Source organism: Deinococcus koreensis (assembly GCF_002901445.1).
GTDB lineage: Bacteria > Deinococcota > Deinococci > Deinococcales > Deinococcaceae > Deinococcus > Deinococcus koreensis.
In genome coordinates this window covers 2,073,543-2,100,141 of sequence record NZ_PPPD01000001.1, presented here as the reverse complement: position 1 = coordinate 2,100,141, position 26,599 = coordinate 2,073,543, and the positions used below count along the sequence as shown (strand labels likewise).

Annotated in this window: 15 protein-coding genes and 2 tRNA genes; all 17 read right to left on the bottom strand. The window is 70.1% G+C overall.

Going from position 1 to position 26,599, the window contains the following annotated elements:
• Positions 1-70 precede the first annotated feature (70 nt).
• Positions 71-628 carry a hypothetical protein gene (locus tag CVO96_RS09980; RefSeq protein WP_103312098.1) on the bottom strand — a complete coding sequence of 186 codons (558 nt, stop codon included), beginning with the start codon at positions 626-628 and terminating at the stop codon, positions 71-73.
• A gap of 14 nt (positions 629-642) precedes the next feature.
• Positions 643-849 (bottom strand): hypothetical protein, encoded by a 207-nt coding sequence (locus CVO96_RS09975; RefSeq protein WP_103312097.1) that lies wholly within the window; start codon positions 847-849, stop codon positions 643-645.
• Positions 850-999: 150 nt separating this feature from the next.
• The gene (locus CVO96_RS09970) at positions 1,000-2,898 is read right to left on the bottom strand and encodes a hypothetical protein (RefSeq protein WP_133161781.1); all 1,899 of its coding nucleotides are present in this window, start codon (positions 2,896-2,898) and stop codon (positions 1,000-1,002) included.
• A gap of 978 nt (positions 2,899-3,876) precedes the next feature.
• A complete protein-coding gene (locus CVO96_RS09965) occupies positions 3,877-4,110 on the bottom strand; it encodes a hypothetical protein (RefSeq protein WP_103312095.1) in 234 nt (77 codons plus the stop codon).
• On the bottom strand, positions 4,107-4,964 hold the full coding sequence (locus CVO96_RS09960) for a tyrosine-type recombinase/integrase (RefSeq protein ID WP_103312094.1): 858 nt from the start codon (positions 4,962-4,964) through the stop codon (positions 4,107-4,109). The genes CVO96_RS09965 and CVO96_RS09960 overlap by 4 nt, the downstream gene beginning before the upstream one ends.
• Entirely contained in the window at positions 4,964-5,863 is a 900-nt protein-coding gene (locus CVO96_RS09955; RefSeq protein WP_103312093.1) for a tyrosine-type recombinase/integrase, read from the bottom strand. Before CVO96_RS09955 ends, CVO96_RS09960 begins: the two co-directional genes overlap by 1 nt.
• Positions 5,864-6,044: 181 nt before the next feature.
• Positions 6,045-6,120, bottom strand: a tRNA-Phe gene (locus tag CVO96_RS09950).
• A 22-nt stretch (positions 6,121-6,142) separates the two neighbouring features.
• Positions 6,143-6,218: transfer RNA gene (locus CVO96_RS09945), tRNA-Asp, on the bottom strand.
• 99 nt (positions 6,219-6,317) lie between these two features.
• Positions 6,318-7,091, bottom strand: coding sequence for a metallophosphoesterase (locus CVO96_RS09940; RefSeq protein WP_103312092.1), 774 nt, complete (start codon positions 7,089-7,091; stop codon positions 6,318-6,320).
• A 73-nt stretch (positions 7,092-7,164) separates the two neighbouring features.
• Positions 7,165-7,761: a single-stranded DNA-binding protein gene (locus tag CVO96_RS09935; protein WP_103312091.1), complete on the bottom strand. Its 597-nt coding sequence runs from the start codon at positions 7,759-7,761 to the stop codon at positions 7,165-7,167.
• Between the two features lie 162 nt (positions 7,762-7,923).
• Complete coding sequence (locus CVO96_RS09930; RefSeq protein ID WP_103312090.1) at positions 7,924-10,356, bottom strand: penicillin acylase family protein; 2,433 nt, start codon at positions 10,354-10,356, stop codon at positions 7,924-7,926.
• 56 nt (positions 10,357-10,412) lie between these two features.
• Positions 10,413-11,327, bottom strand: a complete 915-nt coding sequence (locus tag CVO96_RS09925) for a DMT family transporter (protein ID WP_165795266.1) — start codon at positions 11,325-11,327, stop codon at positions 10,413-10,415.
• Between the two features lie 65 nt (positions 11,328-11,392).
• On the bottom strand, positions 11,393-15,400 hold the full coding sequence (locus CVO96_RS09920) for a DUF7933 domain-containing protein (RefSeq protein WP_133161780.1): 4,008 nt from the start codon (positions 15,398-15,400) through the stop codon (positions 11,393-11,395).
• A gap of 2 nt (positions 15,401-15,402) precedes the next feature.
• A complete protein-coding gene (locus CVO96_RS09915) occupies positions 15,403-20,178 on the bottom strand; it encodes a DUF11 domain-containing protein (RefSeq protein ID WP_103313411.1) in 4,776 nt (1,591 codons plus the stop codon).
• A 14-nt stretch (positions 20,179-20,192) separates the two neighbouring features.
• The gene (locus CVO96_RS09910; protein WP_243398275.1) at positions 20,193-23,045 is read right to left on the bottom strand and encodes a DUF11 domain-containing protein; all 2,853 of its coding nucleotides are present in this window, start codon (positions 23,043-23,045) and stop codon (positions 20,193-20,195) included.
• A 205-nt stretch (positions 23,046-23,250) separates the two neighbouring features.
• Positions 23,251-25,566, bottom strand: a complete 2,316-nt coding sequence (locus tag CVO96_RS09905) for a hypothetical protein (RefSeq protein WP_103312087.1) — start codon at positions 25,564-25,566, stop codon at positions 23,251-23,253.
• Positions 25,567-25,657: 91 nt separating this feature from the next.
• Positions 25,658-26,149 carry a hypothetical protein gene (locus CVO96_RS09900; protein WP_103312086.1) on the bottom strand — a complete coding sequence of 164 codons (492 nt, stop codon included), beginning with the start codon at positions 26,147-26,149 and terminating at the stop codon, positions 25,658-25,660.
• Positions 26,150-26,599: the final 450 nt, after the last annotated feature.

Here is a 26,599-nt window from a genome sequence, read left to right as displayed (position 1 = left end):
GGGGACTCCTCGGGACTACGGAGATCTCTCCCCGCCATGATGACGGGAAGAGATGAAAGGTGGCACGCCCTCAGGCGGCCGGGCGGAGGGACGTGGTGAGGTCGGTGTCTCCCCAGTTGGCCGTAAAGCCACCGGGGAAGTCGGCCGGGTGCAGCGTGACGTTGGTGAGGGTGGCGGCCGGGCGGACGAAGTGCAGGAAGGCCGGCACGCGCTCCACGCGGCTCAGCCCGACCAGGGCCAGCCAGTCGCAGTCGCGCTCGTAGGCCTTCGGGGTGCGCCGGGCGCTGCTGTAGAAGCTGGAACGCTCTCTGGGAAGCCGGAATCGCCAGCCCGAGTAGGCCGGGCTGTAGGACGCCGTTTTGACGTCGACACGCTGCCCGGCGATCATCAGGTCGTAGGGGTGGTGATGCGGGCCGGAATGGCTGGCCGGCAGACTCAGGCGGCCAGCCTCGGCCAGCACGAAGCGCTCGCCCTGCCGACCCAGCAGGTTATCCGGGCAGTTCACGCCCAGCTGCAGGCGCTTCTTCCAGCGCTTGACCGTGGCCAGCGACAGGTTCAGCTCCTTCGCCAGGTCGGCGTTGAGCAGGCCCTGACGGTGCAGGTTGACCAGGCGCTGCTGGTCGCTCAAAGACAGCCCTCGGCTCACCTGACGCTCCGGCGTTTGCGGTTCACCGGCAGGTCGGCCGCCCGGCGGTAGTTCCGGACGCTCCGGACGGTCACGGAGAGGGTGTCAGCGATCTGGTGGTCATCCAGGCCAGCGGCGTGCAGAGCTTCGGCCATCGTCTGGCGGAAGAGGTGGTTCGCCGCCCGGATCGAGAAGGTGGCGCGAATACGTTGATAGAAGGGCACGACAGGCTCCTTTTGCGGCGGCAGAGGGTGGAGGGCGAATTCGGGGCCGGAAGACCACCCTCGCACTCACCTATTCGGAAACGAGTTGATAAAACACCACCCCGCCGCACGATTTGGCAGCGGGGTGACCGGATTCAGGCCATGTTGCTTCTATCCAGGGTAAGCACGGCGCAATACAGCTAGTTCATCGCCGTCCGCTGGAACCCAGATCTGGGTCTTGATCCGCTCTTGCTGGTAGGGGAAGTCATGCTGATATCCGGACGTGGCCAGGTGGAATCCGTTCAGAACGTCAGTGACGCGACCATCCTTCTTGCGGTACGGCTTGACGTCCCGGAAGCTCGGCAGGTAGTCGAGATGCAGCCACTGGGCCAGCTGTGAGTCAGGCTGCAGCGTGGACGCCCGCACAGCAGCGCGCAGCGCTTGGCTGTGGGCCGCTGCCTTTTCTCCCTTTCCAAAGTTCACCCGGATCAGCCCGAGAACCCCCAAAAACGCCCGTGGGACACCACCCAGCGCCGTGACCAGCTCCCGAGTGACCACCTGCATGGCGTGTTCCCAGCGGGGGTTATCGCTCTGCTTGGTGAACGGCAGAGCCGGTTTGTAGAGGCTGGTGATGCACTGGTGTTTGGGAAGTTCTGGATCGAAGGCGCTGATGATGCGCTGGCCGCTGGTGGGCTGCCGGCCACGGTTGTACATCTGCAGTCGCTCAGCCCTCATTAGGGCCCGGTGCATGGCCTTGCGCCGGGCCGGAGAGTAGGGGTAGAGCGCGGCGAGGTCGATGACGTGGTGGCTATTGGGCAGCGCCGCCAGGGACAGCGCCACCACCAGATGGCCATCGAACTCGTTCTTGCCGCGACCTGCAAAATGGTGCAGGGCCGGCGGCACGGGAATGCCCAGGTGCCGTGACGCTTCAGTCAGGGCCAGCTGCCACGGGCTCCCAGACTTTCTGAAAGCCTTATCGACCAGCAGCACGACCTTCAGGCCGGAGTCGCGGTGAAGCAGAAGGATCTCCTCCGCGATGTGCCGCCGGTGGCAGTTCGCGCTTTCCCGGCCCATGTGCAGCCGGTAGAGCTTCAGCTCCGGAGCCAGCTCGATCTGCAGAGGCGGATTGCGGCCCCTATCGATCAGCCTGACCTGCTGGTTGGGGAAGAGAGCCTGATACAGCCCAGGATCAGCGTAAGCGTCCAGCACCAGTGTGGGCGGGAGATCAGCGAGTGGGGTCAGCGTCGAGGAATAGAACACGGGCGGCTCAGTCAGGACGCCGTTTCGTACGGCCCAGGTCAAGCCGAAGCGGCCACTGTCCTGTCCAGCCTCAACGTCTGCCCGGAAGGCCGCCAACCACTCGGAGGTGAACCACATTTGATCTGTAAAGGGCTTGAACCCGTCCAGCGCCTGCCCGAAGGCATCCCAGTCGGCATCGGTGAGGCCGTTCCCGACGCTCTGCAGGAAGTCCTTCCCGGTGAAATACCGGCGACGGGTGATGCCCCGGGGATCGGCGGCGAGATCTTCTGTGAACGCAGAGTCTGGCTGATCGAGCCGCTTGGACATCAGGCCGATCAACCGGAGCGCCAGGGGGCCACCCCCGCACGACGCGATTTGGCCCATCTCCTTGATCGACATTCTGGCTGGATGCACCAGGCCGGTCATGGGCAGCTCGTCGATCACCAGCAGTTCCGCATCAAGCTTACGAAGGGTCTGGCTGCGGCCGTAGATGAACGGCAGATGCGCGAAGCTGACAATCTTGACCTGCGGCGTCTGCGGCCAGGCCAGCTGGGCATGGTACTTCCGGGGCTTCGTGTCGTCCCAGGCGGCCAGGGTCACGGCGTCGACGCCCACCTCCTTGAAATGCTGGCTCGCCTCGAAGGCGAGCGAATCGTTCTTCAGGGTGGAGTGAACAGCCCAGATGACGCGCTTCAACGCCCCACTCTTGAAGGCCTGGGCGATCTTTTCCCGGCTCAGGCGGCTCTTCTTGGAACCAGTCGGAGCGCGGAGAACCTGGACTTCATAGGTGGTCGGCAGGTCGAAATCGAGGGTGCCCATTGGTGAGGTCATCTTGTGGCCCCCTCAGGGATAACTCCTAGAGAGACACGTAGGCGCTGCCGCGCCGTAGAGACGGGGAGGATGGTGCTGACGGTGAATGGGACTTGTACTGAGAGGGCTGTGAACATGGGCTCCTAAGCGAGAACCTGGCTGGGTTGGTATGGATGACGACGACCAGCTGGCATGGTGTGATCTGCGCGTCCAGCTGGCTGAAACGGCATGACGGCGAAAAGACTAGAGGACTGACCCGGCGTGCGCGAAGCGCTCCGAGTTCAGCCTGCAACGGAGTGGAGGGCTGGACGAGGACAGGTGGAGACCTCTCAGGGATGCAACACAGGGGTCGGCTCCCTGACGGGAACCTCCCCCACGCCCTGTCGGGCGAGGACAGCGGACAGTGCCGAACCCCAGCACCCCCTCCCCTACGGCGCGGCAGCGCCGATCATCTACCGGAGTACCACACCGCCGAGTGCCGACTCCTCCCTGGCCCGGCACTGTGCCTGACAGGGAATGCACCTTCACATCTGGGCTGCGGCAGCAGCCAGCCGTCGGGCCCAGCCCCATGCCACCTCAGATCCTGTGCGGGTTGAGGAAGTCGGTGGTGCCAGGTGCTGGATGCACAGCTGTCGTGATGTGGCGCGACCGTCCTCGTCTCTACGGCGCGGCAGCGCCGGCACGCCGGAGCAAGTCTGCAGGTGGTGCTGATCCTCGGAGCCTCAGTTCCGCGTCCGGAACCTCGGCTATCTCCATCCTACGGAGCACTCTGGGCATATTGTCGTTCAGGCGCACGACGCCCTTCCGGATGGTCGACCTTCGAGCGTGGGTGCGGGCTCGAAGCCTGGCCGGATCAAGGCCGGGGGGGCTGTCTGGTGGCTCGCCCCACAATCTAGGGCCGGGGGGTATTTCTTTTTGAGAAGGGTACCCTGGTGAGGCTAGGAGGTCGCGCTGCAGGAAAGGCGATTTCGGGTCAACACCTGGCCCCATCTCGCCCCATTAGGGCAGGTCACCGTACCGCACGGCGTCGGCCTCGATGAGTTCCTGACCGAGCTGAACGAGCCGGGCGAAATTGGCGGTCTGTAGCACCACTTTGTGCACGACGGTCGCCGATGAACTCTGAGCGTCGCCCTCGGCGAAGCACAGGTTGAGGATCACCTCCCCGCGCCGGGAATCGAGAACGGTGAAGTTGCTGTAAGTGGGCTGAACGTGACTGGGCTGGCGAATCTTCATCGGGGAACTCCTTTGGTCATGCTGAGAACGTCGTGGGCGCCGCGGGGCTCGCCAGCGAGGTACAGCAAGTAGGGAAGGCGCAGGGAGTGCAATCGGAACGGCTGGTGGAGCCGGGCTTCGATCAGGGTCTCGTCGACCTCGGGGAAGCGCAGCGCCAGCAGCCGGAGGTGGCTGTACTGCAATTCGCCGAAGCCGATGGCCGGCAGCCCCACGGTGGCCCCGGCCTGTCGGAGAACCCTGGACGCATAGCGCAGGGTCAGAGGCATGGCAGTGGCGTCGTGGAAGAGGTAGAGCGCGTTCTTCCGGCGCCGGAGGAACCACAGGCGCAGGGCATCCCCGGCCGCCTGGCTAAAGCCAACCTGCACGTCCGGCCCGCCGTCCCGTCCGGGCACGGTCAGCGTGCGGGTGGCGAGGTTGACGTGCTCCCGCTTCATAGTGATCAGCGTCTGGGCGCGCAGGCCGGTGTGGTAGACGAGATAGGCGAGCGTCCGCACCCCCAGGTCGTCCACCCTCCGGAGCAGCCGCGCGATGCTTGGATCGGTAAGCAGTTGAGGCCCCATGACGCTCCGTGGGGAGGGCGAGGTCAGGTCGAGGGACGCCGGGATGACCCGCCGGTCTCGCAGCCAGGTCAGGATCTGGGACAGGCCACGGGCGAGCCTGTAGAGGTCGTGACGCCCCCAGCGGCGGTCGGGACGGAGGACGGCGCGGATGGCCGCAGGGTCGGCCCTGTATGAGCCGGGGAGGCGGCGGAAGACTGTCCAGGCGTCGCGGAACAACCGCTCCCCAGCTGGGCTGAGCTGCTGCTGCCGGCGCTCGGCCAGGAACGCCTCGAAGTGGCTGTCTATCTGGGCCATCAGCGGCCTCCTTTCTTGCGCCCGGCCATGTGCTGCACGGGCGAGGCGGTCTGGTGAAGCTCTTTGAGGTCTTCGGACGACATGACGGCGTAGCGGGCCGACATGGCGATGCTGGTATGGCCGAGCACGTCCCGCAGGCGCACCAGATCAGCGCCGTGCTTGATGAACGACACGGCGAAACCGCGCCGGAAGGCGTGCGGGGTCTTGTGGGGCAGGCCAGCGGCCGCGCACAGGTCGACGAGGTGCTGCAGCAGGCCGCTGGCCGTCAGGGGCTGCGCGCCACGGGACAGGAAGAGCTGGGTGCTCTCCGAGTCGGGACGCTCCTTCTGGATGTACGCCTGCAGGGCGCGGCGGGTGGGCTTGCTGATGGGGACGCGGCGATCCTTGGCCCCCTTGCCCAGCCGGACGTACAGGGTGCTGTCCGGCAACAGGTGGTCGAGGTGCAGGCCGCACAGCTCCGAGGCGCGCAGGCCGGTGTCGAAGAGGGTGAGCAGCATGGCCCGGTCACGCAGGGGCCGGCGTGTGGTGGCCGCCTGGGTCAGCAGCGCGGCCATGTCCCCTTCAGTGATGACGGCCAGTTCCGGCTGCGGCACCTTCGGGAAGAGGTGGTGTGGCAGCGGGTTCCCGCTCAACAGCTCTTCGCGCACCAGCCAGTTCACGAAGACCCGCAGGGCGCGCAGCCGGGCGTGTGCCCCGCCTGGGGCCATCGTGCCGTCAAGCTGCGCCGCGTAGGCCCGGATAAGGGGACGCGTGACCCCCGAGACCAGCTGGACGCCCTGCGTCTCGCAGTAATCGAGGAAGGCCGCCAGTGCAGAGCGGTAGTACAGGATGGTGGCGGGTGAAAGCCGACGTTCTCCATCGCGGATGAAGTCGGTGACGGACTGACGAAGGTGTTCCATGCATATCTCCTTCGTCGGAGCCGAATCGTTGAACCTACCGTGCCCGTTTTTCCCCGTGTTTGCCCTGTGTACGAGCGTGCGATTGAGGCGTTATACGGCCTGTTATGCACTCTGTTTTTGAGGGTAGACTCAGGTACAACAAAGCAAGAAACCCCCGATCTAGTCGGAGGTTTCTTGTTCGTGGTGGCCAGGGCCGGACTTGAACCGGCGACCCAACGATTTTCAGTCGTTTGCTCTACCAGCTGAGCTACCTAGCCGCGCCCCCCCTGAGGAAGGCCTTGGCGGTCCGGACGGGATTTGAACCCGCGACCTTCTGCGTGACAGGCAGATATGCTAACCGCTACACTACCGGACCATTCTGGTGATTGCCGCCCTCGAAAAAGCAGCGGGGTTAAGGATAGCCGCGCCCCCTGGGCTTGTCAACTTGACCGGCGGGGCGCGGCGGGAACCGGGCTCAGAACGGAACGGCCCGGACACTGCGGATCGGGCTGGCGTCCGGATCGCCCGCCTGGGGATCGAGCAGCAGTTCCAGGTACTCGCGGGCGTGCAGGGCGTCGATCATCGCCAGCCGGTGTTCCTCGTCCAGCAGGATGCCATCGTCGATCTGGGTGTGGCCGTAGATCCCGAAGGCCAGCCCGGCCATCTCCACGTATTCGGGCGTCTCGCGGAACCAGCGCTTGGGGCTGTGGTCGGCGTAGAACAGGTCGTCGTAGTGGCTGTGGGCCGGTAGCGGCGAGACGTGCGCGAACTGCACGCCGCCCACGCGGATCTCGCGCGGGAAGGACTGCATCCAGGTTTTCAGGTGATCCGGGAGCATCAGGCCGCCGTGCTCGGGGTCGAACTCGCTGTGCACCATGCCGCCGCTGGTGCCCAGGACGTAACTGGTGTTCAGCACGGCGTCGTCGTGGTTGCCCAGGATGATGTGCACCGCGTGGGGCGCCGCCTCCTGATAGGCCTTCAGGCGTTCCAGGTGCTTGACCTGCTCGCGCGCCGCCAGAAACAGGTGGTCGGGATCTTTGGGATCGAAGCGCGGCAGGCCGCTCAGCCGGGCGTATTCGCGCTCGTTCTTGGGATGCACCAGATCACCCACCAGAATGACCTGATACAGCCCGGCGACCACCGGGGGAGTGGGCCCGAAGGCCGGGTCGACACAGCTGGCGGCGCGCAGGGCGGCCCACAGCGTATCGAAGTCGGCATGCACATCGCCAAATGCCAGAAATTTGTGCATTCGGGTGCCAGTGTAGCGGCCGACCCCGCGTTTGAGAACCCGGCCACCCCAGAGGGGGCCCACCCAGGCCCGGTCAGCTCTTCAGGAGGGCCTGCAGTTCCTTGTAGATGGCGCGGCTCTCCTCCAGGGTTTCGCCGTAGCCGCGCATCAGGACGCGGGCCGCGTCGCCGCCCCGGCCGGCCACCTTCAGCTGCTCCAGCAGATCCTCGATGTGGCGGCGGGCCTTGTCCATCTGCGGGTCGCGGGGGGGCTCCGGCGGGAGGGGCCGCGCGCCGGGGGCCGGCGGCGGGGCGTCCGCCTCCAGATCGGCCGTGTTGGGGCCGTCGTCGGCATCGTATTCGACCCAGGTGGGCTCGCCGGCCGGCGCGACGCCGTAGGTGCGGGCGGCGTCGGCCAGGGCGGCCAGTTTGGCGTCCTGCAGGGTGTGGGCGCTGGCCAGCCCCTCGCGGACGGTGCCCAGCAGGGTCAGCCGGGCCCGCACCACGGGCGGCTGCACGGAGTCGCAGGCCCAGGTCAGGCTCCACTGGGGGTCGAGACGTTCGAGGTGAAGGGCCAGTCCATCCGGATCGGGGGCCGGGGTCACGCGGGCCTGGTCGCCCCGCACTTCCAGGGTGGCCCAGGCGGTCATGCTGGCGCGAAGGGCCTCGCGCACGCGGTCAAGGTCAGCCATGCCCGGAGTCTAGCGCGGGCCTGTCTGGGCGCAGGCCTGGGGCACAAGGATGGAGACTTCTTCCACCAGGCACAGCGGTGAGACCGAACAAGGAGGCACCGGGGTGAGATTCCCGGTGCCTCCTGCCCGTGCCTTCAGACAGATGGTCTGGCGTCCGGTTGTCTAGCGTCCGGGCCGCAGCGTGAGCACGGTGCTGCGGCCCCAGTCGGCGGGCTTCGTGCTCATGGGCAGGTAGTCGCCGGCCACCCAGAGGCGTTGCTGGTCGGCCACGTGACTCCCCAGCGGGTTGCCGCCCTGCCCCAGGCTGCCCACATACAGGCTGGCGTCGGGGTCGCTCAGGTCGACGATCTGGCGGTAGCTCGCGCCGTGGGTCTGGCGGAAGGTGCCCACCTCCGGGCGGGCCACGTTCACGGTGTTGGTGCCGCCGGGCGTGGGGGCCGAGTGGTTGAACAGCCAGGCCAGCGCGGGCACCTTCCCGAAGGCGCGGTGGGTGCTGGCGACCCGGTGCAGCCGGCCGTACGTCCAGCCCGCCGGATCGCTGCCCAGGCGGGTGCCCAGGTCGTCCACGGCGCGGCGCAGGCTGCTGCTCAGCTGGTCGGCGCAGGACGTGACGCCCGCGCCCCGGTTCCGGCACAGCGCTCCCTCGCCGCGCAGCTGATTCAGCACGCTCAGGCTGTTCATGGCGGAGGGCGTGCCCAGTTCGTCCTGCGCCAGGGTCTGCAGGGTCATCAGCCAGGCCTCGAAGAGGGTGGACGGCACGCTGTCGACGGTCTGGTTGCCGTCCCAGCCGCGCAGCCGTTCCAGGGCCGCCCTGCTGGCCTCACCGTCCGGGCGGGTGGCGAGCATCACCTCCCGGAAGTCGCGCCAGACCAGGCTGGTGGTGTCCAGCTGCACCCGGCGCACGTCGGCCACGCTCAGGCCCCGGGGACGGGCCTCCAGCAGCTCGGTGATGCGCTGGGCGCGGTAGGGCTCGGCCCAGTTGCGCTCGTTGCCCAGCGACAACGGGGACGAGTCGGGCACCACCTTGTTGTTCGCCGTGACCACCAGCCCGTCGGGCGGGTTCAGGGTGTGGGGGAGCTGCGCGAAGGGGATGAACCCCGCCCACTCGCGGCTGCCGTCGCCGGGCACCGGCAGGGCGCCGTCCCAGCCCCGGCGGATCGGCACGCGGCCCGGCGCGTAGTAGCCGGTGTTGCCGTCCACGTCGGCGTACACGAAGTTCTGGCTGGGCGCCACATAGCGCGAGAGGGCCTGCGTGAACTGTCCCCAGTTCTGCGCGTAATTGATGTCCAGAAAGGCGTCCATGGTGGTGTCGCCGCCCTGCAGGGCCGTCCATTTCAGGGCCACGCGCGGGCCCACGTCGGCGGCCCCCGCCCCGCTCACGATGGGGCCGTGGGCGCTTTCCTGCACGGTCAGCTGCACGTCCGGGGCGCCCTTGACGCGGATCGTCTCGGTGCGCTGCACGAGCGGCGCCCCCGGCGGCTCAATGTACAGATCCTGCACGTCCGGGTTGACGTTGGTGACTCCCCAGGCCACGCGGTCGTTGCGGCCGATCACGATGCCCGGCAGGCCCGGGATGCTGGCCCCGATGGCCCGCAGCCCCGGCCCCTGCAGGTCGGCCAGGTACCACAGCATCGGGCTGGTCAGCGCCAGGTGCGGGTCGTCGGCCAGGATCGGCCTGCCGCTGGCGGTGCGGCTCCCGGCGATCACCCAGTCGTTGCTGCCCTTGCCGGGCACGCGCTCCAGGCCCAGGCTGCGGGCGGCGTCCAGGTGCGCCTGCAGGCCGCGCAGAGCGGAATCGGGCAGGGCAGCAGTGGGCCGGCTGGGGGCGGGCCGGACAGTGGTGGGCGTGGAGGTCGGCGCCGGCAGCGGCCGCTCCCGCCCCAGCTCGTCGGCGCTGAGGATGGTCGGGGCGCCCGCCGGGTAGGGCGTCATGACCGCCCCGAGGCCAGCGGCCCCCAGGCGCTTCACGATCCGGCTGCCCAGCACCTCCTCGTCCATGTTGCCGCCCAGGTCGTAGGCCATCAGCTTGCTCCACGACAGGCTGTCCACGTCCGTCCAGCGCGCGGGCGTGAAGCCCAGGACACGGAATTCCGGGGCGACCTGGCCCCGGGCCATGGCGGCGTTCACGCCGGCGGTGTAGGCCGAGACCAGCCGCCGCGTGCGCGGGGCCAGGGCCGGCAGCGCCGAGAGCGCCGCGCGCTGGAAGCCCCAGGTGCGCAGGAACCGGTCCTGCTCCAGCGCCGCCGCGCCCAGCACCTCCGAGAGCCGGCCCTGCGCCACCCGGCGCTGGAACTCCATCTGCCACGCCCGATCCTGCCAGTGCACGAAGCCCAGCGCGAACAGGGCGTCCTCGTCGGACGCCTGGGCGCGGATGTGCGGCACGCCCCAGCGGTCGCGCGTGACCGTGACCGGCCCCCGCAGCCCCGGCAGCGTCAGGGCGCCCGAGACCTGGGCCCCTGAGGTCGCGCGCAGCCACAGCACGGCGCCCAGGGCCAGCGTGAGCAGGGCCAGCAGCGTCCAGCCCAGCCCCCAGGCCACCCGGGGCCCCAGCGATCTCCGTCCCACCCGGCTCCGCGCCGTGTTGCCTGCCGTCATAGTGAACCCCCATCTGAAGTTGTATTCAGTCCAGAATAGCGGTGGAAAGCCCCCGCCTACTCGGCCTGCGGCGCCGGGGTCTCCGGATGCGGCTCGGGGCCGCTGCGCTGGCTGAGCACCGTGGCGACCACCACCAGCAGCCCCCCCAGCGCGCCGCGCAGGCCCACCCGCTCGCCGATCAGCAGGAAGCTGAAGGCGGTGGCGGTCACGGGTTCCAGGGCGTAGATCAGGCTGGCCTCGGCGGCGCTGACCGCGCGCTGCCCGACCGTCTGCAGCAGGGTGGTCAGGGCGGTGGCGACCACGCCCAGGTACAGCAGCGGCCCCCAGGCCTCCTGGGGCGGCAGCAGCGGCGCGCCGCTGACAAAGAGCCACAGCAGGGCCAGCGCACTGACGGCCAGCACCTGCGCCAGCGTGAACCCCAGAGCGGCGTGCCGGTGCGCCAGCCGCTCCAGCGCCACGATGAAGCCCGCGTAGGTCACGGCGCAGGCCAGCGCCCAGAGGTCGCCCACCACCAGCGTGCCGCCCTCCCAGGACAGCAGGGCCAGGCCCGCGACCGCCAGGGGCACGCCCCACCACAGCGCCAGCGGCATCCGGCGGCGCTGGGCGAAGACCAGCCACAGCGGCACCAGCACCACGCTCAGGGCGGTGAAGAAGGCCGCGCGGTTGGCGGTGGTGGTCTGCAGGGCGATCGTCTGGGTGCCGTAGCCGGCGATCAGCCAGGCGCCCAGGATCAGGCCGTCGCGCCACAGGGGTGAGGCGGCCACGGCCTGCGGGATGGCCGGGGTTCGCCGACCCGCCCACCACACCACCGGCAGCAGCGCCAGGGTGGCGATCAGGAAGCGCCAGGTGATCAGGGTCGGGGCGCTCAACCCTTCGCCCAGCGTCTTGACGACCGCGAAGGTGCTGCCCCAGATGGCGGTCACGAGGATGAGCAGGAGGACGCCGCGCAGGTGCAGGGACACGCGGGCCATTCTAAGCGGGGGCCCGCCCCCAGGCCCCCGCTGAGCGAACCGCCCGCTCCTCCGGGTGTAGGCGCTCAGCGGATGGTGGCCTGGAAGCAGGCGCTGCCCGCTTCGCCGACCGCTAGGGTACCCAGCGTCGCCGTCATGGCGCCCCGGCCGAAGCTACCGCCGGTCAGGCTCAGGGCACCCGCATCGGCGTCCGTGACACTCGACAGGTAGGAGGTGACGGCCCCACGCAGCAGCTTCACTCCGAATCCCGTGGTGGCCGAGGGTTCGTCGGCGTCGTAGGCCAGGGGCAGCGGCGTGGTGTTGCCGGGCACCTGATCGGAAATGGCGAAGTTCGGCAGGGCGGCGCCCCCCAGGTTCGAGTAGTCGATGCAGTATTCCAGCACCTCACCGGGCAGGCCGCTGCCCGACGTGCCGAAGGCGCCGCCCTGGGTGACGTTGCGTACCCGTTTGACCAGATTGCCGTAGACCATCGCGGTGGTCGCCGTGCCCGTGTTGTCGACCGGGAAGGGGTCGGTGAGCGGGCTGCTCACACCGACCGAGTTGGTCTGGGTTCTGAGCGCCGGGGTGCTGCTCAGCGCCGCCGCCGTGGGCGCGGTTGCCACGACCGTGTACGTCCGGCTGGCGCCGCTGGCCAGGCTGGCGACGCTCCAGCTCAGGGTCTGGCCGCTCACGCTGGCGGCGGGGGTGCTGCTCACGTAGCTCAGGCCGGCGGGCAGGGTATCGGTCACGGTCGTGGTGGCCGGCGTGGCGCCGCTGAGGTTGGTGACCGTGATGGTGTAGGTCAGGGTATCGCCCGGCCTGGCGTAGGCCGGCCCGACCTTCACCGCGCGCAGGTCGGCGCCCACGGTCACCGTGATGGCGTAGTCCTCGACCTCGCCGTCGGGCGCGGGGCCGGTGGCGGAGTTGGTGCTGGGCACGTCGGTGGAGATGCGGATGCGGGCGTAGGTGGTGCCCAGCGGCACGCTCCCCACACTCGGCCAGGACAGGGTGAAGGTGCCGCCGCCCACCGGGCAGCTGGAGCTGGCGCGCTCGCCGGACTCGAAGGTGCCGTTGGCGTTGAAGTCGAACCAGGCGGCGATGGTGGCCGTGACTCCGGTCAGGTTGCTGCAGGTGAGGTTCAGGTTGTAGTAGGTGTTGGCACTGGTCAGCGGCGGGAAGCTGCTCACGGCGTCGTCGCTGTCGCCCAGGGCGTTGGTGCCGCGCGGCGCGCTCTCCACGCTGGGCTTGGCCGGCCCCAGCCAGAGGGTCGTGCTGTCGGTGCGGGCGCCGATGGTCAGCTGGTCGTACAGGTAGGTGCCGTCTGGGAGCAGCGGATTGTAGGTCGTGTCGGTGTAGTGCGCGGCGGCGCCGTAGCTGGTCGGGGCGTCGCCCCGGTCGGCATAGAACTCGGCGCAGAAGCCCTGGGCGGTCTTGCCCGAGCCCAGCATCCGGCTGGTCAGCACCAGCGGGTCGGCGGCCGTGGCGCGCTTCTGGGTGCTGAACAGCGCGATGTTCACCTGAGTGTTGGCCCCGGCGGCGTCCAGCGAGCTGGCGGAGGTCGTGATGGTCTTCCCGCCCCCGGAGACCGTCACGCGCCGGAAGGGGCCGCCGGTGGTCACCACGTCGGCCAGCCCGAAACTGGTGCCGTTGGTGGTGGACTGCACGAATTCGATGGGCCGGGCCGGATCGCCGCCGTTGGCCCCGTCCTCCTCGGCGCTGCCGGTCACCAGTTGCAGCGGCACCGGCAGGCTGCCGATCAGGGCGTAGGCGCTGACCGAGTAGGTCACGTCGCGGCTGCCCGGGTTGTTCGACAGGGCGTTCTTGAGATTGGCTCCGAAATACAGCTGCCAGCGGTCGCCCTGCCAGGTGCCGGGCACGTAGGGCTCCAGGCCGTCGGTGGCGGCGGGCGTGCCGCTGGTGCCCGCCATGCTGACACTGAGCACCTTGACGGTGTAAGTCAGGGCCACGCCGTCGGGGCTGGTCACGGTGTTCGTCCAGGAGTTGCCGGGGGTGAGCACCGGCATCCCGTTGAAGTTCAGGCAGGTGGTGTAGGGGGCCATGGCGCCGGGGCCGGTGTAGGAGGCGGCCGCGGGATTGACGATGGCGATGGTCGCGCTGGCGCTGTTGTTGGCCGGGCTCAGGTCGGACACGCCGCTGGGCAGGGCCACGCTGGCGGTGTTCACGATGCCGGTGCCCGAGGTGCGGGCCAGCCCCGTGATGGTGTAGCTCACGCTGCCGCTGCTCGGCAGGGTGGCGACCGTCTGGCTGAGGTTCCCGTTGCCGCTGGCCGCCGGGCACACGGCGCCGCCGCTGCCCGAACACGTCCAGCTGGCCGCGATGATCTGGGTGGGCAGGGTGTCGGTGAGCACGGCGCCCCCGGCGGCGGCCGGGCCATTGTTGGTCAGGGTGACCGTGTACACCACGTCCTCACCGGCCGCGTAGCTGGCCTTGCTGGCGGTCTTGGTGACCGCCAGGTCGGCCAGGGTGGGCGTGTTGGTCAGGGTGCAGGTGATGGCGTCACCCGCGGCGGGAGTCAGCGTGAAGCTCTGGCCGGCGCCGCTGGGAAGCACGGTGGATGAGGTCGTGCGGCTGTTGGCGCAGCTCACGGCCGTGGTGTAGTTGCTCAGGGCCGAGACGCTGCCGGCCGCCATGACCTCGGTCAGGGTATACGCGGTGCCGGCGTTCAGGCTGGTCGTGGCCGTGGCCGCCGTGGTGCCGCTGCCGCTGGTGCTGGCGCTGGCCGTGACGGTCGCTCCGCTCTTGACCTGCACCGTGAACTGGTCGGCCGTATTCGCGCGGCCAGGGGCAGCGATGGTCTTGTTGAGGATCAGGGTGGGCTGCAGGTTTTCCAGGGTGGCGCTCGCCGCACTGGCGTGGGTGCCCACCGACGTGACCAGCGAGCTGGCCGCGATGGTATTGACATAGGTGCCGTAGGAAGGCGCCGTGACATCCACCGTGATGGTGCAGCCACCCACCGGAATCCGGGCTCCGCTGCTCAGCTTGATGCTGGTCGCGCCGCCCGCCGCCGTCACGGTGTTGCCCGCCAGGCAGGTGCCCGTCAGGTTCGGGGTGGCCGCCACCTTCATGGCGCCCGGCGTGGTGGGCAGGGTGTCGGTCAGGTCGGCGAAGGTGTAGATGGGCGCCAGGTTGGTGTTGCCGATGGTGATGGTGAGTTTACTGATGCCGGGCGCGGCGCTGATGGGCGTGGGCGAGAAGCTCTTGCTCAGGGTGGGCAGATCCGGTTTGAGGCCGCACGAACCCAGGTCGGTGAAGACGGTGCTGCCCTGCTTGAGGGTGGCGATGCCGGTGACGGCGTCGACGGCGAAGATGCCGCCGGCGGTGCCCCCGGCCAGGGCGCCCGTCCCGCTGGTCAGCAGCAGGGCGCCGGTGGGCGGGTCGATGGCCAGGCCGTTCGCGGTGCCTGTCCACTGGGTCGTGGCGTTCGACTTGATCGCCAGGGGGCTGGTCAGGGCGCCGCTGTTCAGGTCGAGTTTCCAGATGTAGGGGTTGTTGACGGACGCCACGGTCGCCTCCACGATGACGTACATCTGACCCGTGCCGTCGATGGCGAAGTCGCCGTTGGAGGTGGCGTTGAGCGTGTAGCCCGCAGGCGCGGTCATGGTCTTGTAGGCCCCGATGATGGCCCCGGTCGCCACATCCATCTGGGCGAATTTGCCGTTGCTGGTGTTCACGTAGTAGTTGCCGGAGGCATCGAAGGTACCGCCCACGAAGGCGGCGGGCGGCGCCACGACGGAGGCCACCAGATTGTCGCTGCCGTCGACCGGATTGACGTACCGCAACTGGTTGTTCGTCCGGTCGATGTAGTACAGGCGGCCGTTGCTGGGGCTCTCCGAAAGCGAGTTGGAGCTGACGTTGGTGCCCGCCGCCGTGTACATCGCCGTGTAGGTGTTGGTGGTGAAGTTGAAATAGCCGATCTGCTTGGTCGTGGCGCTGGTGATCGCCCAGGTGGCCGTGCAGTAGCTGGGGGCCGCCAGGGCGCTGCCCAGGGTCGCCAGGACGAGGAGCAGGAGGGCGGTGCGGAGCTGCCGAACCTGATCCGGCAGCCTGCGGAGGAAAAGAATCAGGCGGCTCACGTTCACTTGCTCCCTTGTTCGTCCAGCGTCAGATCGAGCCTGAGGTAGGCGCCCTGCTTGGTGTAGGTGTTGCCCAGGCCACTGAAGCCCAGCGGGTTGTAGCCGGCCGTGATCCAGGCGCCGGGCAGGGCCCGCAGGCTGGCCTCCAGGCCCAGGCCCGCCTGGCTCCGCCGGGTGCTGGGCTGGCTGATCATGCGGCCCCAGGCGCCGATCCCGAAGTAATCGGTGACGTAGTAGGTGCCGCCCACCGCCGCCTGCAGGGTGAAGCTGCCCGGGTCGTTCAGCAGGGTGCGGGTGTCCAGCCCGGCCCGCACGGCCCAGTTGGCCTGCCGGTACTCGGCGGCGAAGTTGCTGCTCAGTTCGGGCTGGCTGCCGCCCAGGCTGCCCGCGGCGTAGCGCACGGTGCCCAGCGAGCTCAGGGTGCGGCCCCGGTAGGCGTAGCCCAGCGCGGCGCGGGCGCCCTGCTTGCCCGCCCCGAATTCGAGCAGGCCGTCGGCGCTCAGGGTCAGCTGGTCGCTCAGGGCGCCGCTCACGCCGCCGCGCAGCACCACGCCGAAGCCCCGGTCGTTCAGGGTCAGGTCGGTGCCGCTGGTGGCGGTCAGCCGATCGGTCTTGTAGCGCAGATCGACCCCCGCGCCGAATTCGGCCTGCGCCGCCTTCAGGTCGTAGGAGGCCGAGCCGCGCAGGCCGGCGTTCAGGCGCTCGCCCAGCGGCAGCGAGGTGCTGACCCCGAAGCGGGCGCGGTTGCCCTGGCCACCGCTGCCCGGCAGATCGTAGGCCAGGGCGTAGTTGGTGTCGCCCAGCTGCGACTCCAGCGTCAGGGCGGCCGTCTGGCCGGTGCGCCAGTTGATCTGGTCGCTCAGCCCCAGGCTGAGGTGTTCGTCCAGCGCGTATTTCGCGCTCACCGAGGTGGTGGGGTCGAGGGTGCCGCCGAGCGGCTGGGTATGCACGACGTCGATGTCGAGGGGCTTTTTATGGTAGCCGGCGCTGACGACGGCGCCCAGGCCGGACTGCTCGCCGAAGGCGTATTTCAGGCCGGCCCCGGCCGTGAAGGGGGCCGCCCGGTACTCGGCGCGGGCGCTCACGCTGCCGCCCTGCACGTGCGCCTGGCCGGAACCGGTGTCGTGATACTCGGCCTGGGCCACGGCGCTGAGCCGTGAGTTCAGGCGAACCGTGGACTCGGCCCCGAAGTTCAGTCCCGGCGTGAAGGGCGCCAGACCGTGGTAGGCCGCGTCCTGGTAGCGCACGCGGGCGCTCACGCTGGCCGCCTCGCCGAACCGGGCCCCGAAGTCGGCGCTCGCCTGCAGGCCCCCGGAGTAGGCCAGCAGGCCGTCGGCGCGCAGGCTGCCGTCGTCGTAGGCGGCGCGCGCGCCGTAGGTCACGGTGTCGTCCAGGCTCACGACCGCGGCCCCGACGCTGTACTGCCCGCCGCTGTGCTTGACCTGCGCCCCGAAGGCCAGCCGGCGGCCCGCCAGCGAGCTGCTCAGGCGGTAGGAGGCCACCACCACCTGATCGTGCAGGTCGGCGTCGACCCGCTCCAGAGCGCGGGCCAGGGTGATGATGCCGGTGCGCCCATCGAGCAGGTAGTCGACGTTCCGCACCAGCATCGTCTGGCGCAGTTCCTTGCCGGTGCCGGCCTCCAGGGTCAGCAGGGTCAGGCTCTCGCTGCCGTCCTCGATACCGCCGCTGGGCAGGCGAAGCAGCCGGGTGCCCTCGGGGCGCAGGCGCAGACCCGTGATCTGGCTCTCCGGCACCAGCGCGGCGAAGCCGGAGACCTGGGTGCCGGGCCGCTGAGCGCTGGCCTTGGAGCGCACGCTCAGGGCCGTGAGCTGCTCCCCGACCGGCAGCACCTCGATGGGCAGGGCCGCGCGGCGGTAATCGGCGCGGAAGCTGGGGTGGTCGTAGGTCAGGGCAACCGGGTCGATGCCCTGCAGCGGCACGTCCTCGGCGCTGCTGTCGCCGGCGGCCGCGAACCGCCGCAGGGTGTCGCGATCCGTAGGCAGCCCGTCCTTGTCGGCGGCGACGTACAGTTTGCCGCCGGCCAGCGGCCCCTCGTAGGAGGCGCGGGCCTGCACGCTCAGGTCGTCCGCGCCCAGGCTGCCGTCCAGGCCCAGGGTGGCGCTGATCACGCCCACCCCGACCCGCGCCGCGCTGGGCCGCACTTCGAAGGTGTGGGTCTCGACGCGGGCGCCGTTCAGGATGTCCAGCCTCAGGGTGGTGGGCGAGCCCTGCGGCTGGAGTTCCAGCACGCCCTCGCCGTCCTGCAGGCGCAGCTGCTGGCCGCTCTCGGCGGGCTGGGCGTCGGGGCTGCGGATCTCCAGCGAGCTGCGCAGGGTCAGGACATTCTGGGCGCTGCTGTTGCCGAAGGCGTCCAGCGTCCGGACGCGCAGCCGCAGCGGCGTGCTGCCGTCGGCGACCAGCTGCTCGGGAGTCACGCGGATCTGCGAGGTGGCGCCGGCCAGATTCACGCTCACCGTGTCGGCGCCGACCTGCAGGGTGTTGGGGCCGGGGCGCAGGGGCACGCCCACATAGACCCGGCGGGTCAGGCCGCGCACGCCGTCCTCGGTCAGCTCGCCGACCTGCTCCTCGCCGACCGGCTGGCCGTTGACGCTCAGCGGGCTGCTCTGGCCCTGGGGCTGCTCGACGACCACGCTGATACGGTCGCGCACGCGGATCAGGCTGCCGGCCAGCGGCTGCTTGATGGCGCCGGCGTTCTCCGTGCGGCCCTCGGCGAGCAGGGGCGTGGCGCTGGCCAGGTCAGAGGCATCGACCCGCCCTTCGAGCACCTCGCTGCGCTCGCCGCCGAAGCGGGCCAGCAGGGCCGGGGCCGAGAGCTCGCCCAGGGCCGCCGTGTGCAGCAGGTCGTAGCTGATGACGCCACGGATGGTGCTCTTGGCCTGCAGCGCCGGCTGCGGCAGTGTCCAGTACCAGCGGCCGCTGGGGCCGCGCAGGGGGTCGGGAATGGGCCGGCCGTCCAGGCGGCTGCTGCCGGGCTGCAGCAGGGCGCCTTCCGGAAGCGTCTGCGCCACGACCAGCTCACGGGCCTGACCCGGAGCGTCGAAGGGCAGGGACACGGTGCTCAGGCGCCGCTGGGCGGGGGCCGGGGCGGCCGGCGCCGGCTCCACGGGAGGCTGGGGGACGGGCAGCGCTTCCTGCGCCGTCGCCAGCACTTCCGCGCGGGCGGTCTGGGTGGCGGCACAGCCCTCGGAGACCAGCGCGGCCTCCATCTGCAGTGACCCGGCCTGCAGCACGCGGGCGCGGTAGCTCAGGGTGCGGCGCTCGCCGGGGGCCAGGGTGCCGCTCAGCTCGGGGCTCTCCAGGGCCTGCAGGCCGGCGCCCGGCACGTCCCGCAGCACGAAGGGCACGGGCTGAGCGGCCGTGTTCGTGACGCTCACGGCCACGGTGGTCTCGTCTCCGACGCGGGCCGCCGGCACCGGGGCGCGCTCCAGGCGCAGGCTGGTGGTGTCCGGCCGCACGCTGAGGTTCAGGGTCTGCGACTGGCCCCAGGGGCCCAGTTCGGCGCGGATCGTCAGGGGGCCGGCCTGGCGGGCGGTGCCGGTGACACGCAGTTCGCCGGGCTGGCCCGCCTTCAGGCTGCCCTGCGCGGCGTCCGGACCGTCCAGGCTCAGGCCCGGCGCCAGCAGCCTGAGCGCGAAGGGCAGCTCGCCGGCGAAGGCGGTGTCGGCGCGCAGGCTCAGGGTCACCGCGTCGCCCAGGCAGACCTCCTGCCGGTCGGCCTGCAGCGTCAGGGCCAGCTGGGGGCGTACCTGCACGCGCGCCTCGGCCCGACCCCCCTGGGGCACCTCGACCGCGGGGGTCACCGTGACCTCGGCGCCGGCCACCGGAGCGGCCGTGAGCGCGTAGCGCCCGGCGGGCACCCGCTGCGCGAGCTGACCGTCGACATGCAGCGGCACCGGGCCGGCCAGCACGTCGGCCCCGGTGGGCTGGGCGCCGCCCGGCAGCAGCAGTTCGGCCGCGACCCGCAGGAGCCCGGTCTGGTCGACCCGGCTGAGGGTGATCGGGGTGATCTGCCCGGCGTGGGTCAGCCGGAAGCCCACCGTGTTGCTGAACTGCACGGCCCCGGCGGGCTGACGCAGTTCCAGGGTGTACTGGCCGGCCCGCGCCGGCAGGGGCAGGTCGATCTGGTCGAGATCGGCGCTGACCTGCAGGGGGTAGAGGCGGCCCTGGCCGTCGCGCAGCCGGGCTTCGAGTTCCAGCGGGCCGTCGCCGTCGTACATGCGCAGGGCGTGCGCCGAGCCGTCGGAGCTGATCTGCAGCGCCGGCACCCACTCGCGCGAGTGGATGTTCACGCTGAGCGTATCGGCGCTGAGCACGGCACTGACGCCGGCCAGCCGCACGGCGAAGGTGTTCTTGGCGTAGCCCTGGGTCACGGCCGTGAGCCGGTAGCGGCCCGCCGGCAGCTCCTGATCCAGCAGCGTGTCCCAGTCCTGGGCGCCCGAGCTGTAGCTGCGCGTGAGCAGCACCTGGCCGTCGGCGGCGCGCAGGGTGAAGGTCGTGGTGACCGTCTGGCCGGGGACATAGCGCTCGTCGCCGTAGGACGCCGCGCTGCGGTAGTCGTCGGGGTCGAAGCGGGGGCTGTACAGTTCCAGCCGCACCCGGCCCGCCAGCGGCACCTCCAGGTTCAGTTCCTGGTCGCCCACGGACCAGAGCAGTTCCTGACCCACACTGGTGATGGGCAGATCGCTGCTGACCTGCTGGGCCTGGGCCCAGGCGCCCACCGCCAGCAGGGCGGTCAGGGCGGTGGTCATGCGTTTCATGGCTCCGTTCACGGTCAGGGTCTCCAGGTCAGCAGGGGGTCGGTCGTGGCGAGTCGGGGCTCGCCGTCCCAGGTGAAGCGGTAGGTGAGGGTCTGTTCACCTGGGCTGAACGTACCTGCCCAGGTATTGCGGCCGTCTTTCAGCAGCGCGCCCTCCGGGAGGGGGTCGGTCAGTTCCGCGCCCGCCAGGGCCTGTGGAGACGTGATCCGCAGCGTGACCAGATAGCCGCCGGGCACCGAGTAGACGCTCTTGTCCACCCGCACCTCGCCGCCCGGCACGCTGAGCAGCAGGGTGGTGCGGCGCAGGGCCGTGACATCGCCGCCCAGCGGGGCCAGCGGGAAATCCACGGAGGTCAGGCCGTTGGCGAACACCGTCTGGGTGCCGCTCAGCCCGCCGTCCCGCGCGACGTGCAGGGGCTCGTAGGGACTGGTGCCCGGGTCGAGGCGCAGGGCCTGGGTGCCCTGAGGCACGTTCAGGAAGCTGTAGCGGCCACGGGGATCCGTGATGGCCTGGCGGCCCCCGGCCAGCAGCACGCGGGCGCGCGGCAGCGGCGTGTCCAGCCCCTCGTCGTACAGACCGTTGCGGTTGCGGTCGACGAAGACCGTGCCGACGATGTCCGAGGTCGGGGAGAATTTCAGCGGATTGAACCTGACCTTGGCGCTGGCCCGGTTGCTGGCGACGATCCGGTTCACTTTCCCGGCGCCCACGCCGCTGACCTCCACGACGTTGTCCAGTTCACCGCTGGCGAGCGGCGTCACCCGCAGCTGGTAGGTGATGGTGATGGTGGTGCCCGCCTTCAGACTGGGCACGTTCCAGCGCATGGCCGTGCCAGTCGCGGTGGGGGCCGGCTGGGTGGCGGAGCCAGCGGCCGGGCTGAGGACGGGATCGGCCAGCGGCTGGCCGTCCAGGGTGCTGGTACCGCCCAGGTAGTCCAGCCCCGGCATCGGCGTGTCGGTGACCACGGCGTTGAGCACGTCGGTGGTGAGCGAGGTGTTGCTGATCCGCAGGGTGTAGGTCAGGCGGTCGCCGTAGGTGACCTCGCGCGTGCCGACCGCCTTGGACACGACCAGCTTGGCCGACCAGATGGGCGTGAGCACCTCGTTGCTGAGGAGCGGCCCGGCCACCTCGAAGGAGCTGAAGCTGAAGGTGTTGCTCAGGCTCTCGCCGTCCACGGCGCGCGGGCTGACACGGGTCAGCAGCTTCACGGCGCGGGTCTCGCCGGGCGCCAGGGTGCCCAGTGTCCAGACCACCTGCTCCTGCCCGGCCGCGCCGGAGCGCACGCCGGGCGCGCTGCTCACCACGTCCAGATGGGCCGGCACCGCGTCGGTGAGCACCACGCTGGTCAGGGGGAAGGGGTAGGGGTTACGCACGCTCAGGGTGTACTCGACCGTGTCTCCCTGGGCCACCGTGCCGCCCGCCGGCACCGGCTCGGGCCGCCCGTCCAGGCCGGTGGTGCTGACCACGGCCGACTTGGTCAGCTCGGGCAGTCCGCCCGCGACCTGCGCGACCAGGTCGCGGGTGGTGTTGCTGGTGCCCCGGGCGCCGGTCACGGTCACCAGGGCGCCCAGCGCTCCGGCCTGGGCCTGGTAGCACACGCGCACCTCGGCACTCTGGCCGGGCTCCAGCAGCAGGGGCTGGGCCAGCGGGGCGCCGCCCGCGCCGCTCAGCGTGGAGCTGGCCTGCGGGGCCGCCACGCTCAGGGTAAAGGCGTCCTGCACGTCGCCCGTGTTCTTCACGGTGTGGTCGAAGCACACGGGCTGGTTCACGGCGGCGAAGGGCCGGGTCTGGGTGTCCTCGGCGCTGCCCTCAGGCGCCTGGGGATTCCCGAGCGGCCCGATGGCGACTGCCGGCAGATAGCGCACGTCCGCGCTGGCCGTGGCGCTGAGCCCGGCGCCGCCGCTGAGCAGGGTCGCCGTGTTGCCGATGACCCGGTTCTCGGCCGCCGCCACGGCCAGCATCCGGAAGCTGAGCCGCAGCGCCGCGCCGGGAGCGAGGCTGTCCACGCGCACCCGCACCCCGCGCACCGGGCTGGGCTCCGCAGCGACCCAGACGGCGCCGTCGGTGGTGTACTCCAGGCTGCCGGCGCTGGCGACCGCGCTGCCGGGCACGAAGCTCAGTCCGGCGGAGGTCTGAGCCTCCAGCAGATCGCTCAGGACGACCTCGCGGCTGGCGCCGGCGCCCGTGTTGCTGGCGCTGATGGTCACGCCGGTCTCGCTGCCGGGGCGGATCAGGGCGGGCGTGAAGGTCTTGCTGAGCCGGAACTCGGGCGGTGGGCCGTAACGCAGCTGCGACACGTTGTTCTGGTCGGTGTCCGGCTCCGCGCTCTGGCCGCCGGGGCAGGCGGCCACCAGATTGACGTAGGCGTCACCGGAGGCCTGCACCGCGTCGGCCACCAGCAGCAGCGCCGCCGAGGCGTCGGCGGCCAGGGTCAGGCTGCTGAGCTGGGGCTCGCCCGCACCCGCCTGGCCATCCTGGTCGCTGTCCAGCACGACTTTCAGGCCAGGGCTGGCGGTGCTGCCGGGCTCGAGTCGGGCACCCAGGGCGAAGGTGTGCGGCGCGTTGCCGGCGTTGACCAGGGTGTAGGGGAGCACGGCGCCCTCGCCGGGGAGCAGGGCCACGCTGCGGGCCGGCTGGGCCAGCGTGCCGTCCGGCGACACGCTCAGGGCGCAGACCGCCTGCACGGTCGTGACCGCCACGTTGCTGCTGACCTGCGTGCTCAGTCCGCTTGCGGGTTCGGTGTAGGCGCCGCTGGCCTGGTTCACGATGGACGTGCCGGCCGGCGTCCCGACCGCCGCCGCCACCGTGGGCAGGAGCAGGCTGGCCGCGACCACGCGCAGGGCATTGAGGATCAGAGGACGAAGGCTCACAGGAAACTCCTTGATAAAGGTCAGGGGGTCGGTCTCAGGCGCTCAGGCGAAAGGCAGAGCAAGGAGGCGGAACAGCGCGGGGGCAGGGTGGCAGGAGCAAAGGGGCGGAGCATCAAACGGGGGTTCTCATGTTGTGGTCGTGGGCTGGAATCCTGGGCCGCAGTGGCGCGCCCTGCCCGAAGACAGTGCGCGCCACTCCGGAGGCTTACTTGACCTGAGCGGAGATGTTCAGGGTGATGCTGGCGCCCGAGGGGAAGACGTCCGCACTGTTGAACACGCCGTCGCCGTTCGAGTCGACGGCCACTTCCAGGCCGCTGGTCACGGAGCCGGCGGCGGGAACGCTGGCCGAGAAGGAGGCGCCGCCGTTCAAGCGGTAGAGCGCCTGGGCACTGGGGTAGGCGCCGAAGCCGCTGAGCACCACACCCGCGCCCTGGAAGGTCGTGAAGGCGTAGACGTTGGTCGAGCCGCCGCTCACGTCGCTGAGCACGAAGTTCTTGACCGCGTCGTTGTAGGAGTTGCGGGCCACGATGGCGTAGTTGATGGTCTCGCCGGGCAGCGCGGTCTTGATGGTCTTGCCCGCGGCGGTCTGGCTGGGGGCGGCGCCCACGGCCTGGTACTTGTCGACCGTGATCCCGCCGATCGCCCCGACCCGGATCAGGTCGTTGGTGTCCTGCAGGGTGATGTTGCTGTAGTTGCTGGTCACCGTCTGCTGCACGCTCAGGGGCGAGCCGGGCAGGGTCAGGCGGGCGTTGGACGGGATGTCGACCACGGCGTAGACCCTGTACTCGGCGTTGGCGTCCACCACCGGGGTGATGTACTGTCCGGCCGCGTTCTTGGGCAGTTCCGTGCCGCTGGCGTCCACATACTTCACGGGCACCGTGGCGGTCGTGCCGTTCGAGAGGGGTACCAGCACGCTGCCCGAGAGGGTGTAGGTATCGCCGTACTCGCCGGGGTTGGCGATGTCCATGGGGAACACGGCCGAGCTGTCGGTGGTCATGCCGGGAGTCGGCGTGCCGGTGCTCACGGCCGCCCCGGGGGTGACGGTCTCGCTGGGCTGGGCGCTGGCGTCGGCGGTGGGCGGGGTCTGCACGCCGTTGGAGTCCCCGAACTGCAGGGCGGGCGGCAGCACCTTGTCGGTGGTCGTGCCGTCGGCGATCAGGTTGTAGTCGTTGCCGGAGTCGGCGCCGACGACCACCGTGATGGGCGTGGGATTGGTCAGGCTGTTGGAATCGGGGTAGACCACCTGCGTGATGTAGCTCACCGTGGCGCCGCCGGCGGGCACGCTGACCACCGGGTAGGCCTTGCCGTCGACCGGCGAGGTGACCAGGGTGGGCGCGCTGCCGTCGGCGTTCAGGAACCGCACGACCGTGCCGTCGGGCAGGGTGAAGGAGCCGTCGCCGTTGTTGGTACCGTACGGCGCGCCGTAGCCAGCGTCGCCGACGTTCAGGGCCGGGTTGACCGGGAACAGGTTGACGGTGTCGGCCGGCGAGCCGGCGGGCGTGGTGACCGTGTTCTTGAAGTTCACGGCGTCGGCGGCGGCGTTGGTGTCGGCGGGCGGGTACGCGGTCTGCACGTTGCCGACCACGGTCACGGCCACGGCGCCGGTGCTGCCGGCCACGGGCGGATCGGTGTAGCCGGGCTGGGTGGGATCGCTGGGGCTGCTGGGCGTGCCGGGGGCCGAGGTGGGGTTGTTCGGGTCGATGACCGTGGAGGCCGAGGGCGGCACGACCACCGTGGTGGTGGGGGTCTGCTGGCCGGCGGTGGCCGGGTCGCCGTCGGCGGGGGCGTTCGTGACCGTGGGCGTGAAGACCGTGACCCGGGTGTACTGCAGGTCGCCGTTGGTGCTGGCCGGGTTAGCCTGCGCTTCGGTCAATGCAGCATAGGGATACGCGGTGGTGATCCCGGTCGAGGTGTCGGTGGCCGACACGCTGCCGCTGGGCGCCGTTCCGGCCGGGCTGGCCGAGTACTGCGCGCCGGTGCCCGCCGTGCTGGCCACCGTGATGACCTGCAGGATACGCACGATGCCTTCATCGGCCGGCGTGTTGGGATTGTCGGCGTTCAGGGTGACCGAGGTGACCGGGGTCGAGGAATCCGGCACGCCGTCGTTGTTGGCGTCCAGGTAGTACTTGACGTCCTGCGGGGCGTTGCCGCCGGTACTGTCGGCGGCGAGGTTCACCACGTAGCCGTTCACGTTCCCGGTGTTCACGACCACGTAGCCGGTGGTCACGGTGGTGCCCGGCAGCACGCCGGTCTTGTCGAAGCTGGGCGCGGGCGCCGTGGCGGTGGTGTTGTCGGCGCTGCCGTCGGCGTACTGGATGTCGAAGCCGGGCTTGGGCAGCACGACCGTCTGAACCGTGTTCGAGACGATGGGCGTGGCGGCGGCCAGGGTGGTGGGGTCGGTGAAGGTGGCGGTGGCCTGGTTGGTGATGATCTGGCCGGCGGTGGTGTTGGTCGTCGCGGCAGCGGCCGTACCAGCGGCAAGCGCGGCCATCAGGGCGAGGACTCGGGGGGTGGTGTTCACAGTATGTTCCTCCTGGCCCAGGCCATATCGGCCTGCGCGGTGAGCTGAGCTGGGTTGACAGGCCGGCCTGGATCAGCCGGCAGTCCTTGACTTACTTGACCTGGACGCGGTAGCCGAGCTTCAGGCTCTGGCCGGCCGCGAGTTCGCCGATGACCCAGCGCACAGCGGTGTATTCGTTCGGCTTGACCTCGACTTCCTTGCGGACGCTCTTGCCGTTCTCGACCACGGTCACGGTCTTTTTCAGCGGGGCCGCCGCGAACGTCTGGCCGCCGTCGATGGAATACTCGGCGCGCACCACGTTCAGGCCACGCTCGGCCGCCAAGTAGGACGTGCTCTTGGGCACCGGCAGCTTGACGGGCACGTTCTGGATGGCCTTGCCCGTGTTGTTGCGCACCGTGACGGTCTGGCTGATGACGTCGCCCGGGAACACGCTCTTGGGGCTGGCAACGACCTGCTCGGTGACCTTGCCGCCGACCGTGACGTTCTTGACCAGCGACATGACCAGATTCAGGCTGATGGGGCTTGGGCTCTGCGCCAGGGCGCTCCCGAGGAGCAGGGTGAACAGCATTACGTTTCTTTTCATAAGAAGTCCTTCAGTGCGCGGGTAGACGACGGGTCGACCTGAGAGCGAGGTGAGAAAACGTGGGGGCCGCACATAAGCAGACCTTAAGGATGGCGGTCTTACGCTCCACTTACATCTGCCGTCGAGCAGCATCAATTTCGGTTTTCACGTGGTCTGTTCCAGGCCCGCGTCCGCTCCCCGGCGCGCCCACTGAATCCGCCCCTAAACACGAATTTTCGACATTTCTGTACCGCCCCAAGGCCACCTCGGGCCGGAGCGCCATCTTCATTTTTCCCCCCGACGGGTGGGGTCTCAGTTCGGCTTGACAGGCAATTGGAGCGGCAAGCTGACAGACCCTTCATCCACGGCCGTTCTCACACTGTCCGGGGCCTGTGGTGGGACAGGGCAGCCGGAGTGACCCCCCACCCGGAGGTCTGGAAGCCGGGCGGGCAGTCGGGCTGGGTAGTGGCG

Coding starts and splice junctions, on each gene's coding strand:
- CVO96_RS09970 (WP_133161781.1), bottom strand. CDS start 2,898: ATGACCTCACCAATGGGCACCCTCGATTTCGACCTGCCGACCACCTAT.
- CVO96_RS09965 (WP_103312095.1), bottom strand. CDS start 4,110: ATGAAGATTCGCCAGCCCAGTCACGTTCAGCCCACTTACAGCAACTTC.
- CVO96_RS09960 (WP_103312094.1), bottom strand. CDS start 4,964: ATGGCCCAGATAGACAGCCACTTCGAGGCGTTCCTGGCCGAGCGCCGG.
- CVO96_RS09955 (WP_103312093.1), bottom strand. CDS start 5,863: ATGGAACACCTTCGTCAGTCCGTCACCGACTTCATCCGCGATGGAGAA.
- CVO96_RS09940 (WP_103312092.1), bottom strand. CDS start 7,091: ATGCACAAATTTCTGGCATTTGGCGATGTGCATGCCGACTTCGATACG.
- CVO96_RS09935 (WP_103312091.1), bottom strand. CDS start 7,761: ATGGCTGACCTTGACCGCGTGCGCGAGGCCCTTCGCGCCAGCATGACC.
- CVO96_RS09930 (WP_103312090.1), bottom strand. CDS start 10,356: ATGACGGCAGGCAACACGGCGCGGAGCCGGGTGGGACGGAGATCGCTG.
- CVO96_RS09925 (WP_165795266.1), bottom strand. CDS start 11,327: ATGGCCCGCGTGTCCCTGCACCTGCGCGGCGTCCTCCTGCTCATCCTC.
- CVO96_RS09915 (WP_103313411.1), bottom strand. CDS start 20,178: ATGAAACGCATGACCACCGCCCTGACCGCCCTGCTGGCGGTGGGCGCC.
- CVO96_RS09900 (WP_103312086.1), bottom strand. CDS start 26,149: ATGAAAAGAAACGTAATGCTGTTCACCCTGCTCCTCGGGAGCGCCCTG.